The organism is Nitrobacter sp. CN101 (genome assembly GCF_055390255.1).
This window is the reverse complement of the sequence record NZ_AP038833.1, coordinates 2,073,540-2,086,437: the sequence shown is the minus strand read 5'-3', so window position 1 is coordinate 2,086,437 and position 12,898 is coordinate 2,073,540. Positions and strand designations below refer to the sequence as shown.

13 protein-coding genes and 6 pseudogenes are annotated in these 12,898 nt (G+C 58.6%); 14 read left to right on the top strand and 5 right to left on the bottom strand.

Features of this window, described 5'->3' with window-relative positions:
- Window positions 1-245: 245 nt before the first annotated feature.
- Window positions 246-836 carry an SET domain-containing protein gene (locus tag ACZ5IL_RS10365; protein ID WP_464596699.1) on the bottom strand — a complete coding sequence of 197 codons (591 nt, stop codon included), beginning with the start codon at window positions 834-836 and terminating at the stop codon, window positions 246-248.
- A 393-nt stretch (window positions 837-1,229) separates the two neighbouring features.
- Between ACZ5IL_RS10365 and ACZ5IL_RS10360 the strand changes: the two genes are divergently transcribed.
- The 3 genes from ACZ5IL_RS10360 (at window position 1,230) to ACZ5IL_RS10350 (ending at window position 2,866) form a co-directional block, all read left to right on the top strand.
- Complete coding sequence (locus ACZ5IL_RS10360; RefSeq protein WP_464596698.1) at window positions 1,230-1,697, top strand: hypothetical protein; 468 nt, start codon at window positions 1,230-1,232, stop codon at window positions 1,695-1,697.
- A gap of 138 nt (window positions 1,698-1,835) precedes the next feature.
- The gene (locus ACZ5IL_RS10355; protein ID WP_464596696.1) at window positions 1,836-2,474 is read left to right on the top strand and encodes a methyltransferase family protein; all 639 of its coding nucleotides are present in this window, start codon (window positions 1,836-1,838) and stop codon (window positions 2,472-2,474) included.
- Window positions 2,475-2,506: 32 nt separating this feature from the next.
- Window positions 2,507-2,866: a GFA family protein gene (locus tag ACZ5IL_RS10350; RefSeq protein ID WP_464596695.1), complete on the top strand. Its 360-nt coding sequence runs from the start codon at window positions 2,507-2,509 to the stop codon at window positions 2,864-2,866.
- A gap of 147 nt (window positions 2,867-3,013) precedes the next feature.
- On the opposite strand, the gene ACZ5IL_RS10345 is transcribed toward ACZ5IL_RS10350, so the two are convergent.
- From ACZ5IL_RS10345 to ACZ5IL_RS10335, 3 genes and pseudogenes are all read right to left on the bottom strand, one after another.
- On the bottom strand, window positions 3,014-3,955 hold the full coding sequence (locus ACZ5IL_RS10345; protein ID WP_464596694.1) for a Tim44 domain-containing protein: 942 nt from the start codon (window positions 3,953-3,955) through the stop codon (window positions 3,014-3,016).
- Window positions 3,956-4,080: 125 nt separating this feature from the next.
- Window positions 4,081-4,425 (bottom strand): DUF1491 family protein, encoded by a 345-nt coding sequence (locus tag ACZ5IL_RS10340; RefSeq protein ID WP_464596692.1) that lies wholly within the window; start codon window positions 4,423-4,425, stop codon window positions 4,081-4,083.
- 130 nt (window positions 4,426-4,555) lie between these two features.
- Window positions 4,556-5,541 (bottom strand): annotated as a pseudogene (locus ACZ5IL_RS10335) (IS3 family transposase); the annotation flags it as partial.
- 65 nt (window positions 5,542-5,606) lie between these two features.
- Between ACZ5IL_RS10335 and ACZ5IL_RS10330 the strand changes: the two are divergent.
- The 7 genes and pseudogenes from ACZ5IL_RS10330 to gpJ form a co-directional block, all read left to right on the top strand.
- Window positions 5,607-6,539 (top strand): annotated as a pseudogene (locus tag ACZ5IL_RS10330) (IS110 family RNA-guided transposase); the annotation flags it as partial.
- A gap of 3 nt (window positions 6,540-6,542) precedes the next feature.
- Window positions 6,543-6,734, top strand: a pseudogene (locus ACZ5IL_RS10325) (DDE-type integrase/transposase/recombinase); the annotation flags it as partial.
- 74 nt (window positions 6,735-6,808) lie between these two features.
- Window positions 6,809-7,564: pseudogene (locus ACZ5IL_RS10320) on the top strand (IS5 family transposase).
- Window positions 7,565-7,577: 13 nt separating this feature from the next.
- Window positions 7,578-7,922, top strand: a pseudogene (locus ACZ5IL_RS10315) (IS3 family transposase); the annotation flags it as partial.
- Window positions 7,923-8,097: 175 nt separating this feature from the next.
- On the top strand, window positions 8,098-8,313 hold the full coding sequence (locus tag ACZ5IL_RS10310; protein ID WP_464596691.1) for a hypothetical protein: 216 nt from the start codon (window positions 8,098-8,100) through the stop codon (window positions 8,311-8,313).
- A 445-nt stretch (window positions 8,314-8,758) separates the two neighbouring features.
- Window positions 8,759-9,079 (top strand): hypothetical protein, encoded by a 321-nt coding sequence (locus tag ACZ5IL_RS10305; protein ID WP_464596689.1) that lies wholly within the window; start codon window positions 8,759-8,761, stop codon window positions 9,077-9,079.
- A gap of 765 nt (window positions 9,080-9,844) precedes the next feature.
- Window positions 9,845-10,018: pseudogene (gene gpJ, locus ACZ5IL_RS10300) on the top strand (TipJ family phage tail tip protein); the annotation flags it as partial.
- Window positions 10,019-10,077: 59 nt separating this feature from the next.
- On the opposite strand, the gene ACZ5IL_RS10295 reads toward gpJ, so the two are convergent.
- A complete protein-coding gene (locus ACZ5IL_RS10295; RefSeq protein ID WP_464596687.1) occupies window positions 10,078-10,215 on the bottom strand; it encodes a hypothetical protein in 138 nt (45 codons plus the stop codon).
- 5 nt (window positions 10,216-10,220) lie between these two features.
- On the opposite strand from ACZ5IL_RS10295, the gene ACZ5IL_RS10290 reads away from it, so the two are divergent.
- From ACZ5IL_RS10290 to ACZ5IL_RS10275, 4 genes are all read left to right on the top strand, one after another.
- Window positions 10,221-10,505: a phage tail protein gene (locus ACZ5IL_RS10290; protein WP_464596686.1), complete on the top strand. Its 285-nt coding sequence runs from the start codon at window positions 10,221-10,223 to the stop codon at window positions 10,503-10,505.
- Window positions 10,468-11,781 carry a hypothetical protein gene (locus ACZ5IL_RS10285; protein WP_464596685.1) on the top strand — a complete coding sequence of 438 codons (1,314 nt, stop codon included), beginning with the start codon at window positions 10,468-10,470 and terminating at the stop codon, window positions 11,779-11,781. The genes ACZ5IL_RS10290 and ACZ5IL_RS10285 overlap by 38 nt, the downstream gene beginning before the upstream one ends.
- Window positions 11,782-12,166: 385 nt before the next feature.
- Window positions 12,167-12,544: an acyltransferase family protein gene (locus tag ACZ5IL_RS10280; protein ID WP_464596684.1), complete on the top strand. Its 378-nt coding sequence runs from the start codon at window positions 12,167-12,169 to the stop codon at window positions 12,542-12,544.
- A gap of 10 nt (window positions 12,545-12,554) precedes the next feature.
- Entirely contained in the window at window positions 12,555-12,890 is a 336-nt protein-coding gene (locus ACZ5IL_RS10275) for a hypothetical protein (RefSeq protein WP_464596683.1), read from the top strand.
- Window positions 12,891-12,898: the final 8 nt, after the last annotated feature.

The window sequence follows — 12,898 nt, the reverse complement described above, 5'->3', positions numbered from 1 at the left end:
TCCCCAACACATGACTGATCATGCGTTCCAAGCTGGGTGGCGGAACAGAGCGGCGCCTTGCGAAACAAACCGGAACCAACCCGGCGGAGCGGTCATTCACGAGCCTGCCGTCGCGGCTGCGCGCTTTACATGGCCGCGCGCTCCTTGTCCGTTCTCAACGGCACAACTAGACGGCTTTGAATACCCGGTCACCGCAAGATTAAGATGGCCGACTGAAAGCGATAACAGGATGATCAGCGGCCGTTTTATGAACGTTTCTTTGATCTTCCGCCCTTAGCTGTCGACACCGCCTTCGAGTTCTTTGGAGCGGCGGAGCGTGCCTTATGCCCGTTCAGCTTTCTGCGACTGCCTCCGACGCTTGCGCGCTTTTCGGCCCTCGCCCGTGAATGCTTCTTTTCCTCGCGCGCCGCCGCACGCAACTTTTTGCGCTTCTTTTCACAGGAGTCGCACTTGCAGCCGATCGGCTTCAAATACTCCTTGAAGTAGTCGGTGCCGTAATCGTAGTTGATTTCCTCGCCGGGCGCGATGTCCTTGATGGCGCGAATATCGACGCGCCGCTTGATCTTGCGGACGTCCGACTCCGCATTCGGTTTGCAGGAGTGGTTGATATAGCGCGCGATGTTCTTGCGCAGCGAGCCGTCGATGGTCCAGCGGCTGGTGATCTGGAAGAGATACTTGTTCTCGACCGCGTCGTCCTTCTCTTTGTTGCAGTCGAGCAGCGGCCCGATGTACCGTATGATCGTCGTGCCCTTCTTGATTGGCTTTGTGGCGAAGAGACCGAGCCCCGTGCGGGAACGGCCAATACGATAAGGCTTGTTCAGAGATATGTCGGGCATGATGGGCTAAACTGAATGCTCAATAATGATGGCAGGCTTCGTGGATACGCCGATTTTGCATGATTCCACACCTATTGTCAGGTGTGTCTCCGTCCATACGAGTTACCCTTCCCCACCGCATATGGGTTTATCTTCGCCTTGGTTTCTGCAATAAGCAACTCGCGTTTAGAGGCTTGAATGACAATTGCGCTCTCGCAGAGCATTGTTAGAGGTAGAATTCTCTCGGATCAATCAGGCCAGAAACGGTCTTCGATGATATCTACATCCAGGACGATCCGAGATCGGATCGTATTTCTCGATCCCAAACCATCTCGACTATGATCACCGATGTAGCCGAGCCAATTATTCGCATGCACCAACCAGCTTGAATTATTTCCTTCGGGAGATCGTTGAATGACAAGCCTGCGCCGCTGCCTCACCAGCTTTTATCTTGCCGCAGCAACGATGCTTGCCCCTTTGCCGGCCCTTGCTGATCGCTGTGACGATCTAGCCGGACAACTTAAAAGTCAGATCGATGGCTTGCATGTCGGCAAGACCGCCGCCAACGCTATTTTCCTATCGCATTCCGCGACCACGCAGTTGATCCTCGGTTGCCCTAACCGCAAGTTCTCCAACGAACTGATCGCCGGCACAGATAGCCGCAAGCCGAAACCTGAGTTTTACGATCTGGTGGCGCGAGCCTCTGCCATTATCTTCACGATCCCGATCGCGGATACGTTGAAAGGCGTCACCCGATGCATGAAGCGCATGGGCCTGTTACACGGTGACGACGTGCAGATGCGCTATCGGCGGCTGAACATGCATTGCACCCGCACCAAAACCAGCGCCGCCATCGCGGTATCCCGCGGCAACGACGAATAACGAACCAACGATTTCCAGCCTTCCCGAAATGGAACCAATTCTCTGCTTCCTGTCGCAGGTTCACCGCGAAATGTGGTAATGTGGACGCATGGATGAAGAGCGCAACCTGATCCGCCGGTTGATGACCCAGAACACGGTGTGGATCGTTACACTGTGCTGCTGTTCGTCCCCGCAGGCAGCGTGGACTGGCCTGCCGCGTGGCTGTTTCTCGCGACGCTCGGTTTTCTCGGTATCGTCGGTGGATTTTGGTTTGTGAAGATCAATCCCGGGCTGCTGGCCGAACGCATGCGCCCAATGATCCAGAAGGACCAGCCGAAGGCGGATAAGGTCTTCATTCTGGCAATGGGACTGGTCAGCATGATCTGGCTGATCGTCATGGGCCTCGATCAACGCTATCAGTGGTCGGACATGAGTGCCGGATTTCAGGTTCTCGGCTTCGTGCTGTTCATGCTGTCGCTCGCTATTTCGTTCTGGGCGATGCGGGAGAACGCATTCGCAGCGCCGGTGGTGAAGATACAGGCCGAGCGCGGACATCAGGTGATCCGCACAGGCCCCTACGCGCTTGTCCGGCATCCGATGTATAGCGGGGCGATCTTCTTTTTCCTCGGGGTTTCGCTGCTGCTGGGATCATGGTGGGGCGCCACAATCACGCCGATCTTCATCGGGCTGTTCGCAGGGCGTGTGGTGATCGAGGAAAGCACCCTGCTCGCCGGCTTGCCGAACTATCGGGATTACACCGAGCAAGTCCGCTACCGATTGTTGCCCGGAATCTGGTAGTCTGATCCGTTCGTTCTGGACCGGAGAGCCAAATGCCCGACGTGAAAACATACACCGGCGGCTGTCATTGCGGTCAGGTGCGCTTCGAGTGCACGACAGATCTTGCCATGGTGACCGCATGTAACTGCTCGATCTGCACCAAGAAGGGACTGCACATCACCTTTCTTGCGCCACAAGATTTTCAACTCAGGGCGGGCGAAGATAATCTCAAGGAGTACCTGTTCAACAAGCACGTGATCCGGCATCAGCTTTGCATCGACTGCGGTGTTGAGGTATTCGCGCGCGGCAAAAAGCCGGACGGGACTGAAGTGATCGCTCTCAATGTGAGTTGCATCGACGGCCTCGATCTGTCCCGTCTCACATTGACACCGATCGACGGACGCAGCCTCTGAGACGCTGCACGTTTGCTACAACGTTTTCGAGCGAAGTAACTTCCGGTTCGCGTGAAACCTGCCCAAGCCAAGGCCCTTCGTTCAACGCAAACAAAAAGACGCCACGAGGTTATCGCGGCGCCTTCTTTTGAATGACCGTCCGACCGGTCAGGTCTGCTGGATCGCCGATAACTCCCATTTTCCTCCGCTCCGACGCGCGAACGTCCAGACGTCGGTCGCCTCCTGCGGCTGGTCGCTGCCCTCGACGATGCGGCCGCTGGCGCGCTCGATGGTCTTGTCGATCAACGAGTAGCGCAGCGCCACCGTGGCATAATCGGTAACCCCCTCGCGCCAAGCTTCTGCGAGATCGCCCTGCAGAAGCTTGACATCCGACACCTTATTGACGACGCCACGGGCGTCGTTAGCCCGGAGATCTTCGGTGAAATATGACACCATTTCCGGCGTTGCCAGCGTGTGCAGGGTGTTGACGTTCTCGTTCGACCACGCGCCCTGGATTTCTCCGAGCAGGCGCTCAAAAGCTTCGTAGTCGGACGGCGTGATTTCCAGCGGCGCGGCGCTTGACATCGAACCGAAACCAAGACCGCTGCGGGCGTTCGTTTGAGCAGCAGCCGGCCCCGGCGCCGGTCCGGCATAAGCCGGCGCATTACGCCGCTGCCACCACGACATCGCAAAGCGGACAACGAGATAGATCAGGCCGATCTGAAGCACCAGGCCGAGGATGGACGACAGGCCTCCGAGGCCGCCGAACAGGCCACCGCCGAACAGCAAACCCAATAGTCCCGCACCGAGGAAGCCGGCAGCGAGACCGCCGAGCATCCCCATGCCCGGCCGGTTAAAACGGCCAGTAGCCGCAGCACCGGCGGCCGGACGGCCGGGCTGGCTCATGGTGCGATCGAGCGGACGCGCCGCGTTCGGCGCGGTATTGGTGACCGGTGGCGCGGAGAACGTCCGCGAGCCGCGCGATCCATAGCTGCTACCTCCGCCGACACGCGCGTCCGCTGCAGAAACCGCTAACATCAAGGGAAGCGCCAACGACAGGGCGACGGCAAAAGCCTTCATCGCGCCCGACGCCCACTTAGCCAATTTCATAAGTTGTTCCTTTTTCTTTTCGGCAGGATCTGGCCCTTAAAATGGGTAGCGCCGGTCAAAAGAAAAGTCTTATCGAGTCACAAAGCTGCGGCCCACCGTCGCGGGAACATTTGGTAAGCAATTCGTCATTTCGATGCCAGATCGAGAAAGTGCCGCCCTGCTTTGTCTTCGATTTCAACGATCCAGGCATCCGGATCGAATCGAACTTCTCTCTCCAGGCGCTCATCGACCGCCTGCTCAGCGATGGGCTCGGCTGAAGACGGAGCGAATACACGCTCAATGGGACGGCTGTCGTCGTATACGGCCTGCGGCGCAGGGCCGTAAAGCATCGCATTGCCGTCGAGAAGCGCGAGCTTGATGAAGACAGCGCCGGCCTCATCAGCTCCCCGGCGGCATACCGCTCCGAAAACGCCCTCGGACTGGCAACGGCGCAGATAGGCGGCGACCCAAATGCTCGATTTTAGTCTCACTTATTGCCCTTCAACAAAATCAATGGGTTAGGTTTTCAGACCACTACCCAGGCAAGGTATGGATTCATGAACATACAGAAAACAAACGCATGTAGCGTTACTGGAGCTGCCCCGTTTTGTGGTCCAGATGTCAGGCAATTTCTCGAGCTGTTTGAGTTTGTCGTGCGAACTCGTTCGGCGTCAAGTTGCCGAGCGAGGTGTGGGGCCGATCATTGTTATAGTGGCACCTCCATTCCTCGATCCGTTCGATAGCGTCGGCCATCGACAGGAACCATGAGGCATTCAGGCACTCCGCCCGGACGCGACCGTTGAAGGCCTCGCAAAACGCATTGTCCGTTGGCTTTCCGGATCTCGAGAAGTCGATCTCGACGCCATTGTGATAGGCCCACTGGTCGAGCATCTTGCCGGCGAACTCGGGGCCATTGTCGCAGCGAAGGGTCTTTGGCTTGCCGCGCTCCCTTGCCAGCCGCTCAAGAACCTCGACGACCTGGAAGGCCCTGAAGTTCGTTCTCGGAACGATCGCAAGTGATTCTCGGGTGTGGCAATCGACAACGGTCAAAAGCCGGAACGGGCGGCCGTTGAACAACGCATCCGACATGAAGTCCATCGCCCAGCAGTGGTTCACGGCGGCGATCTTTGGCCGATCGGAACGATAGCGCCAGGCCCGTTTGCGCTTCGGCGTTTTTATCCTGATCGACAGGCCTTCTTCGCGATACAGCCGGTAAGTGCGTTTGTGGTTCAAGCGATAGCCCTCGCGCAGCAGCAGGACGTGGAGACGCCGATAGCCGTAGTGCACCCGGCTGGCCGCCAGGTCCTTAAGCCGAATGCGCAGCTCGGTTTGCGGATCGCCGCGCGACTTGTAGCGTTGTGAAGAGCGATGAAAGCCGGTCGCTTTGCAGGCCCGTCGTTCGCCAATATCGTAGACCTTCTGCAGATGGAATACGACCTCACGTCGGACGGCGGGCCTCACCATTTTTTTCGCAGGACGTCCTGCAACATCGCCTTGTCCAGCGTCAGATCCGCCACCACACGCTTCAGCTTCGCGTTCTCGTCCTCAAGCTGCTTCAGCCGCCGGATCTCGCTCACGCCCATGCCGGCATAGACTTTCTTCCATCTAATGGGATGGACGGCTCTCCCTCCACCATTCAGGCTGAGAGCCTGCAACGGGAAGGAGAGCTGCAATGGCCGTCGAGACGCTCGGTATCGATATCGCCAAGAACGTGTTTCAACTTCACGGGGTCAATCATCATGGCTGCGTCGTGCTGAAGCGGCGGGTGATGCGCGATCAGCTTCTCGACATTGTCGCGCAAGTCGAGCGCTGCACGATCGTGGTCGAAGCCTGCACCTGCACCGGCGCGTTCTGCTGGGCGCGCAAGTTCGAGGCGCTAGGCCACCAGGTCAAGATCATCAGCCCGCAATATGTGAAGCCCTTTGTGCGCCGGCAGAAGAACGACGGCAACGATGCCGAAGCCATCTGCACCGCCGCACGCCAACCGCACATTCCGCTCGTCCCAAAGAAGACGGTCGAGCAGCAGGACATCCAGGCCCTGCATCGCTCTCGCCAGCGCATGGTCAATCATCGCACCGCCGTGGTCAGCCAAATCCGAGGTCCCTTGCTCGATCGAGGCTTCGCCATTGCCAAGAGCATTACCCGCGCCCGGCGGTTGGTTCCGGAGATCCTGTCAGATCTGGAGAACGAACTGACGCCGCTGGCGCGGGAGGCAATCGCTGAACTGCATGACCTGTTCCGAGATCTCGACCGCCGCATCGCGATCTTCGACAAGAAGATCGATGCGGTTTTCCGCGGCAGCGAGCGTTGCCAGCGCATCGCGACGATCAAAGGTGTTGGACCTAAGACCGCCACGGCAATTGTCGCTGCCATCGGGGACGGCTCGGAATTCAAGAACGGCCGTCATCTTGCCGCCTGGATCGGTCTCGTGCCGCGGCAATTCTCCAGTGGCGATCGCACCACGTTAATGGGCATTTCCAAGCGCGGGAGCCAGCATCTGCGCAGCTTGCTCGTTCACGGCGCCAGAGCTGTGGTCCGGACGGCGCCATCCAAGACAGACCTCAATAACCAATGGGTCAATCAGCTTCGGGAGCGGCGCGGCTTCACCGTCGCTGCCAACGCGCTCGATCGCAGCTTCGATGCAGCAGCCCCGAACCGTAAATGGATTGCAGATTTTACTTACGTCTGGACGGCAGAGGGATGGCTCTATGTGGCCGCTGTGATCGACCTGTTCTCCCGCCGGGTGGTTGGCTGGTCGATGAACACGGCAATGACCACTCAGCTCGTGGCCGATGCACTAGGCTCAGGACCCATTAAATCTGTTGCGAGAGGACTGGCGGGTTGATTCAATGGCGATGTTTGGGGGACATCGCCATGGCCGATTTGTTGTTGCTGTCGGAGGCTCAGATGCGCCGGATTGAGCCGTATTTTCCGCTGTCGCACGGGATTGCGAGGGTTGACGATCGACGGGTGATCAGCGGCATCGTCTTCGTCATCAGAAACGGTCTGCGCTGGCGCGATGCGCCGCCCGGCTATGGTCCGCATAAGACGATCTATAACCGGTTCGTGCGCTGGAGCCGGCTCGGCGTGTTCAACAATATCTTTGCCGAGCTGGCACGCAAAGGTGGCAAGCCCTCTCTCCTGATGATCGATGCGACGCATCTGAAGGCGCATCGCACCGCCGCCAGCCTTTTAAAAAAGGACCTGTTCCCCGATGTATCGGGCGCACGAAGGGCGGCTTGAACTCCAAGCTGCACGCCGTCTGCGACGGTCAGGGACGCCCTGTCATCATGCTGCTCAGCGAAGGCCAGATGAGCGATTATAAGGGGGCGGCCTTGATGATCGATGCGCTGCCGCCCGGGAAGCAGTTGCTTGGCGACAAGGGCTACGACGCCAACTGGTTCCGCCAGCCGCTCGCGGCCCGCGGCATCACGGCCTGCATCCCATCGAAGGCCAGCCGCGCAAAGCCGATCGAACATGACCGCATGCTCTATCGCCAACGACACAAGATCGAAAATGCGTTCGGCAGGCTCAAGGACTGGCGCCGCCATCCACACCCGCTACGATCGATGCTCACATACCTTCATGTCTGCCATCTGCATCGCTGCAGCCGTCATCTTTTGGCTCTGATCAATGAGTCCTGAGCCTAGTGATGGCGATCTGGCGGCGCGGCAAACCGGACGCTCTATTGTATCATTCCGATCGTGGCAGCCAATATACCAGTGAACAGTTCAAGAGGTTGATGGCCGATCACGGCGGCGTCTGCTCAATGAGCCGGTCTGGCAACGTCTGGGACAACGCCGCGATGGAGAGCTTCTTCTCGTCGTTGAAGACCGAGCGAACAGCGCGCAAGGTGTACCGATCCCGCGACGAGGCCAAGGCCGATGTGTTCGATTACATCGAGCGTTTCTACAACCCAAAACGCCGGCACTCGACGATCGGATACATGAGTCCTATGGAGTTCGAGCGGCAGGCTGGTCTAGCTTAAGCGGGTGTCAACCGAACCGGGTGCAGCTCACCCCGCCGCGATGCAGCCCGCGAGAGCATTGTGAGCATGGGATGCCCATCGGCCCGTTTTGCGCGATATGCGAACGAGAGAGAGATTTAGCGGTCTTAGATAAGATAAGAAGCAAATCCATCCCCGCCTCACAGGGAGAGGCGGCATGAGCGAGACCCATTTCCGTTACGATCCGATGGAACCACAACGATCCTTTATGGAGGAGTGCGCCGGCAAGGTTCGCTGGTCCACAGAAGGGAAGCTACAGCAGCTATTTCGCGTCACCGAATATGCCGGCTCTAGCCCGTGCGGCGTGCGCCAAGAATGGCGCGATGTGCCGACCGAGCAGGCTCCCTCCCCTCCCCGTGAAGGAGGGCGGTGAGATGGCTGATCGACCTGTGTGGAGTACCGATGACTGCATCGATGTGGTCTTGATTTGGTTGCGAATTCATCGCGAACTTCTAGAAGATGCTATCGACAAGATAGAAGTTCGCCCTGCGCGCGCAATCGAGTCACCCCCCGCCTCCGGTTTGGACTAGGATGGAGAGATGGCACACCATAAACGACGCCGGCCGAAGTCAACTCGGTCCGGATGCTTGCTCTGCAAGCCATGGAAGCGGCAGGAATGCACGAAGCACAAGCGGATGAAGTTCTCGGACGTGCGCAGAGCCGAGCAGGCGAAACGTATGATCTGCGAGGCGGTTGGTTGAGCTGGCAGGATAAGATCCTCAACGAACCCCGTCTCGGCTTCGTGAAGGAGCATGGATCGAAACTGAGGCCGTTGAAGAAGGGCTAGGATTCTGCGCCTGCCACCTTAAGATGGAGATATGGATTACTTGCTCCGCCCCACCGTCATCGCCGGCGACCAGCTGAAGGACGATTATTGCGTCTTCCATAAGGATCGATGCATCGGGAGGATCAGGCTTGCCGACGAACGGTCTTGGCAAGGTGTCGTATGGCAGTGGCACGTAACCCCGCTGCTCCCGATCCCGTCATGGTGCAATGGCACCGCCGCTAGTCTGGATGAAGCCAAGAGCGAGTTTAAGGATGCGTGGGAGCGGTTCTCTGCAACTCTGACGCCGGAGCAGATCGAAGGCTGGCACCGCGCTGAAGACATAGCCAAAGCAAACGCCTCGTGGCTAAGGTAGTGTCACTCCAACGCCAGCCCAACACTGAGGAGCAACAACCCTACCCCTAGCAGCCACAGCAAGAACTCGTTGCGGATGTCCCATAGGGCGATCCAAAGGCCGAGGAAGAGCATTAGCTCGCCTATCGGGAGGAGGATTTTAGACATGAGGATTCCGATCCGGCGCGAGATGCGATAAGGTGATCTGGCTTGCTGCGGGCCTTGGCCATTTGGATTGGCTGGCGCTCCCGTTATGTGCAGGCACATGACGGCCCTGCCTTGGGGTTCGAGTCCCCTCGCCCGCACCATCAGTTTCTCAAGCACCGTCGCGCGTCTTTGATTTTCTTTTCCGTCGCCCCGGCTTCCCGAGCCATTCCCACGGCCCTCGCCTCTCCAATCCACGCCACTACAGCCCGCACATCGTCACAGGTTGGATTGACAACCCTTCCAGCTCTTTCGGCCAGGAGGCGACGAATGCTTGGCGGCATAGGCCCAACGTCTTTCAAAATCGGAAGGCACTTGCCGCGTTCATACTGATGCCAAGTGCAGGTATAGCGCTCGGCATGCGCATACTGGGATATCAGACACACGACAGCGTCTGATTGATTGCCTCCGAGGCCCATGATGTTGCCGTGCTGATCCCGGCCAACCACGATCGCAATGTGGCCACCACCATCTCTCAGCATAGGCGCGAAGGCGCCAACGGCCGGCCCAGCGAGCTTTATCGCCGGCCACTTCCCCGCGAAGTCGAGAGCCCAATCCGGACGCAACGGCAGCGCTTGTCACCATCCGTCTCAATGGGCTGCAGTCGGTAGACACTTCGACCGGCAACATCGGGCCGACCACGGTTCAGATCGCGATCGATGTGCAGATGAACGGCGGGGCGTGGGTTGATGTCTCGCCTGGGAATTGCTTTTTCTCAGGCAAAACATCAAGCGCCTATCAGCGCAGCTTCCGTATTCCGAGGCCATCCGCTGGCGATTGGGCTATTAGGGTCCGCCGGGTCACCGCGGATAAGACCTATTGGGATAGCGTCACCGCCAGCGCCGATCGGCCGCTCGATCCGGTCAAGCTTGTGACGCCGGCCAACGTGATCGGCGGCATCATCAACTGGGGCGGCGGCAGCCTGAAGGCGCGCCATACCGTTGCGATCGTCACCTGGTATGACCCGGACGATTTCTGCCAGCCGGCCTATGAAGGTGGTCGAGGGCGATCCCGCCGACATCGCTCGCTTCGGTTACCGCACCATGGAAGTGGTCGCGATCGGCTGCACCTCGCGCGGCCAGGCCAATCGCATGGGGCGGTGGGCGCTGGAAACGGAAAAGAGCGAGGCCGAGACCTGCAGTTGGCAGGCGGCATGGGACCATTCGGACGTCTATCCCGGCGAAATCGTCGTGCAGGATCCATCCTATGCAGGCGTCGAATTCGGCGGACGCGTCGCAGGGTGAAACGTCCGGCGTGATGGGGCTGCTGGTGCTGGACCGGCCGGTCACGCTCGAGGAGGGCAAGAGTTACGACATCAGTGTGGCGCTAGCCGACGGCACCGTCGCGGCGCGGCAGGTGACCACGGCGGCGGGAACGACCGATACGCTCTCCTTCGGCGCCGAGCTCGCGCCGGCGCCGATCGTCAACGCCGTCTGGGTGCTGACGGCCTCGGATCTCGCGCCGCGCTTGATCAAGGTCATCAAACGTGACGAGGACGAAACCAACAAGGGGAATTACTCGCTCACCGGCATCCTGCACGATCCGACCAAATTCCCGCGTATCGAGCAGGGCTTGGTCCTAGAACCGCCGAACTATTCGGCGTTGCCGACTGGCCCGATCCTGCCGCCCAGCGCGTTGATGGCTGTCGAGTGCATTATTCTGATCAGTGCCGCGCCGCATTCGGAAGTGATCTTGTCATGGGAGTTGTCACCCGATCCGCGCGTGATCAACTATGAGGCGCAGGTCAAGCCACCAGGTCTTAACTGGCAACCGTCATCGCCGCAGTTTTCGAGTCTCAACTCGATTGATCTACTCGACCTCGCGGCCGGCACATGGGGTTTTCGAGTTCGTTCGCTCGATGGGTTCGGCCGACCGTCGTTGTGGGTCACAATCGAGGCTTTTGAACTTGAAGGCATGCGACTGCCGCCGGTGGACGTTCAGAACATTCGCGGCGTTGCTTATGTCGACAGTAACACTTCAATCTCATGGGATGAGATCGCTGACGTTCGCACCATCCGCTACGCGATCCGTAAAGGGGATAGCTGGGCGGCCGGACTCGAGCTCGGAACCATCGCGCATTCACCGTTTGCGACCCACGGCAACGGGCTCTACTTCGTCAAGGCTTACACTGGGCCGGATGGCGATCGCATCTACAGTCGCAATGCGGCGGCGGTAGAGATTGCAGGCGCGTCGCTGGTTACCAACGTCATCGCCGTGCGTGACGAGGTGGCGGACGGCTGGTCGGGCGTTTTCACCGGTACGGTTGCAAAGTCTGGCGATCTAATCCGAACCGGCGGCGCGAGCGACATCCTGTCCTCGGAGGACTTTCTCAACGAACCGGACATTCTCGATAAGGGCGGGCAGGGCGACGGAACATATGAGATCGACCCGTCGCGCTACATCGACGCCCGCCGCGCGACCGCGTGTCGGGTCACGATCACATGGAAAGGCACCAGCCAGATCGCGAATGACGACTTCCTGGCAAACCCGGACATCCTGAAAGCGTCCCGGTGCCCTTGAGACCAACCTTTGTCAGGCAGTGGTTTGCGAACAATGCGCACCACGGGATCGAATCGTGTGTGTAGCCGATCACTTTGAGCGCAATTTGGATTTGACGCACAGCGTCGCCGGTTGCGCCCATGCGTATTGTTGAGCGCGCTACAAGGGGAGCAGCAGGCATAGCGGGGGCGTCCCCGGAATCGAGGTTGGTCATTGGTTGTGTCCTTCTTCTTGGGCGATTGAGCCGGGGTTCACTCGGCTCGGTTGTGGTGATACGGTCCGCGGCGTGTTGGCGGCCTGAAATCCGCTAACGCACCGAAAGCATCAGAGATTAAGCGGCTTATGCCGGGTGGCTCCCAGAATACCCGTTAGTAGCAGCGCGAGGTCGCTCCTCGCATGGCGGTTCATGGTACTCAGCGGCTATATTCTTGCGACAGGAACATTTGACCGTAAAATTTTGTACTGGCAGTTCATACGTAACAGAGCGCTCCGCATCTTCCCTCTAATGTTCGTCGTCATCGTTTTCGCGACGTACTCCGTCCAGAATCTAGACCTCGGGAAAATCGCGGCGCCATTCTTATTGCTCGCAAATACAGGTGCCGCCTTCTCGGACCCTGCGGGACTGGCCGGAACGATCTGGACGATATCCGTCGAATTTCAATTCTACCTGATCGCCCCATTTTTATTCACGCTAGCCGGGCGAAATGGACTCAGATTTCTATTCGCCACTATCTGTCTATTTTGGCTACTTCGAATGATTGTGCTGATGCCGATGCACAAATAGTCCCGCAGAAATGTACCGCCTAAGTTATTTCACGATTGTCGGGCGCATTAACCAATTCTTGATCGGCATCGGTTTGGCGTACTTATCCTACTCTGGCGGCCGCGTTATCAAGGCAATTCACGAAAAACCTACCATGTGGCTCGCAATTAGCGGCGTTGCCGTCCTAGTTGCTATGAATGCAATGAACCATTCCGGCGGGATTACTGCATGGCATCTTTGGCGCATCGTAACCCCTGAAATCGAAGCCTTGATGTGGGCATTTTTCATAGCGGCCTATTTGCTTGCTAGCAGGCTGTTGAAAAAGGCCAGTCGCGGCCGAGCTGTGAGCATGATTCATTGGCTTTGAAGCGATTT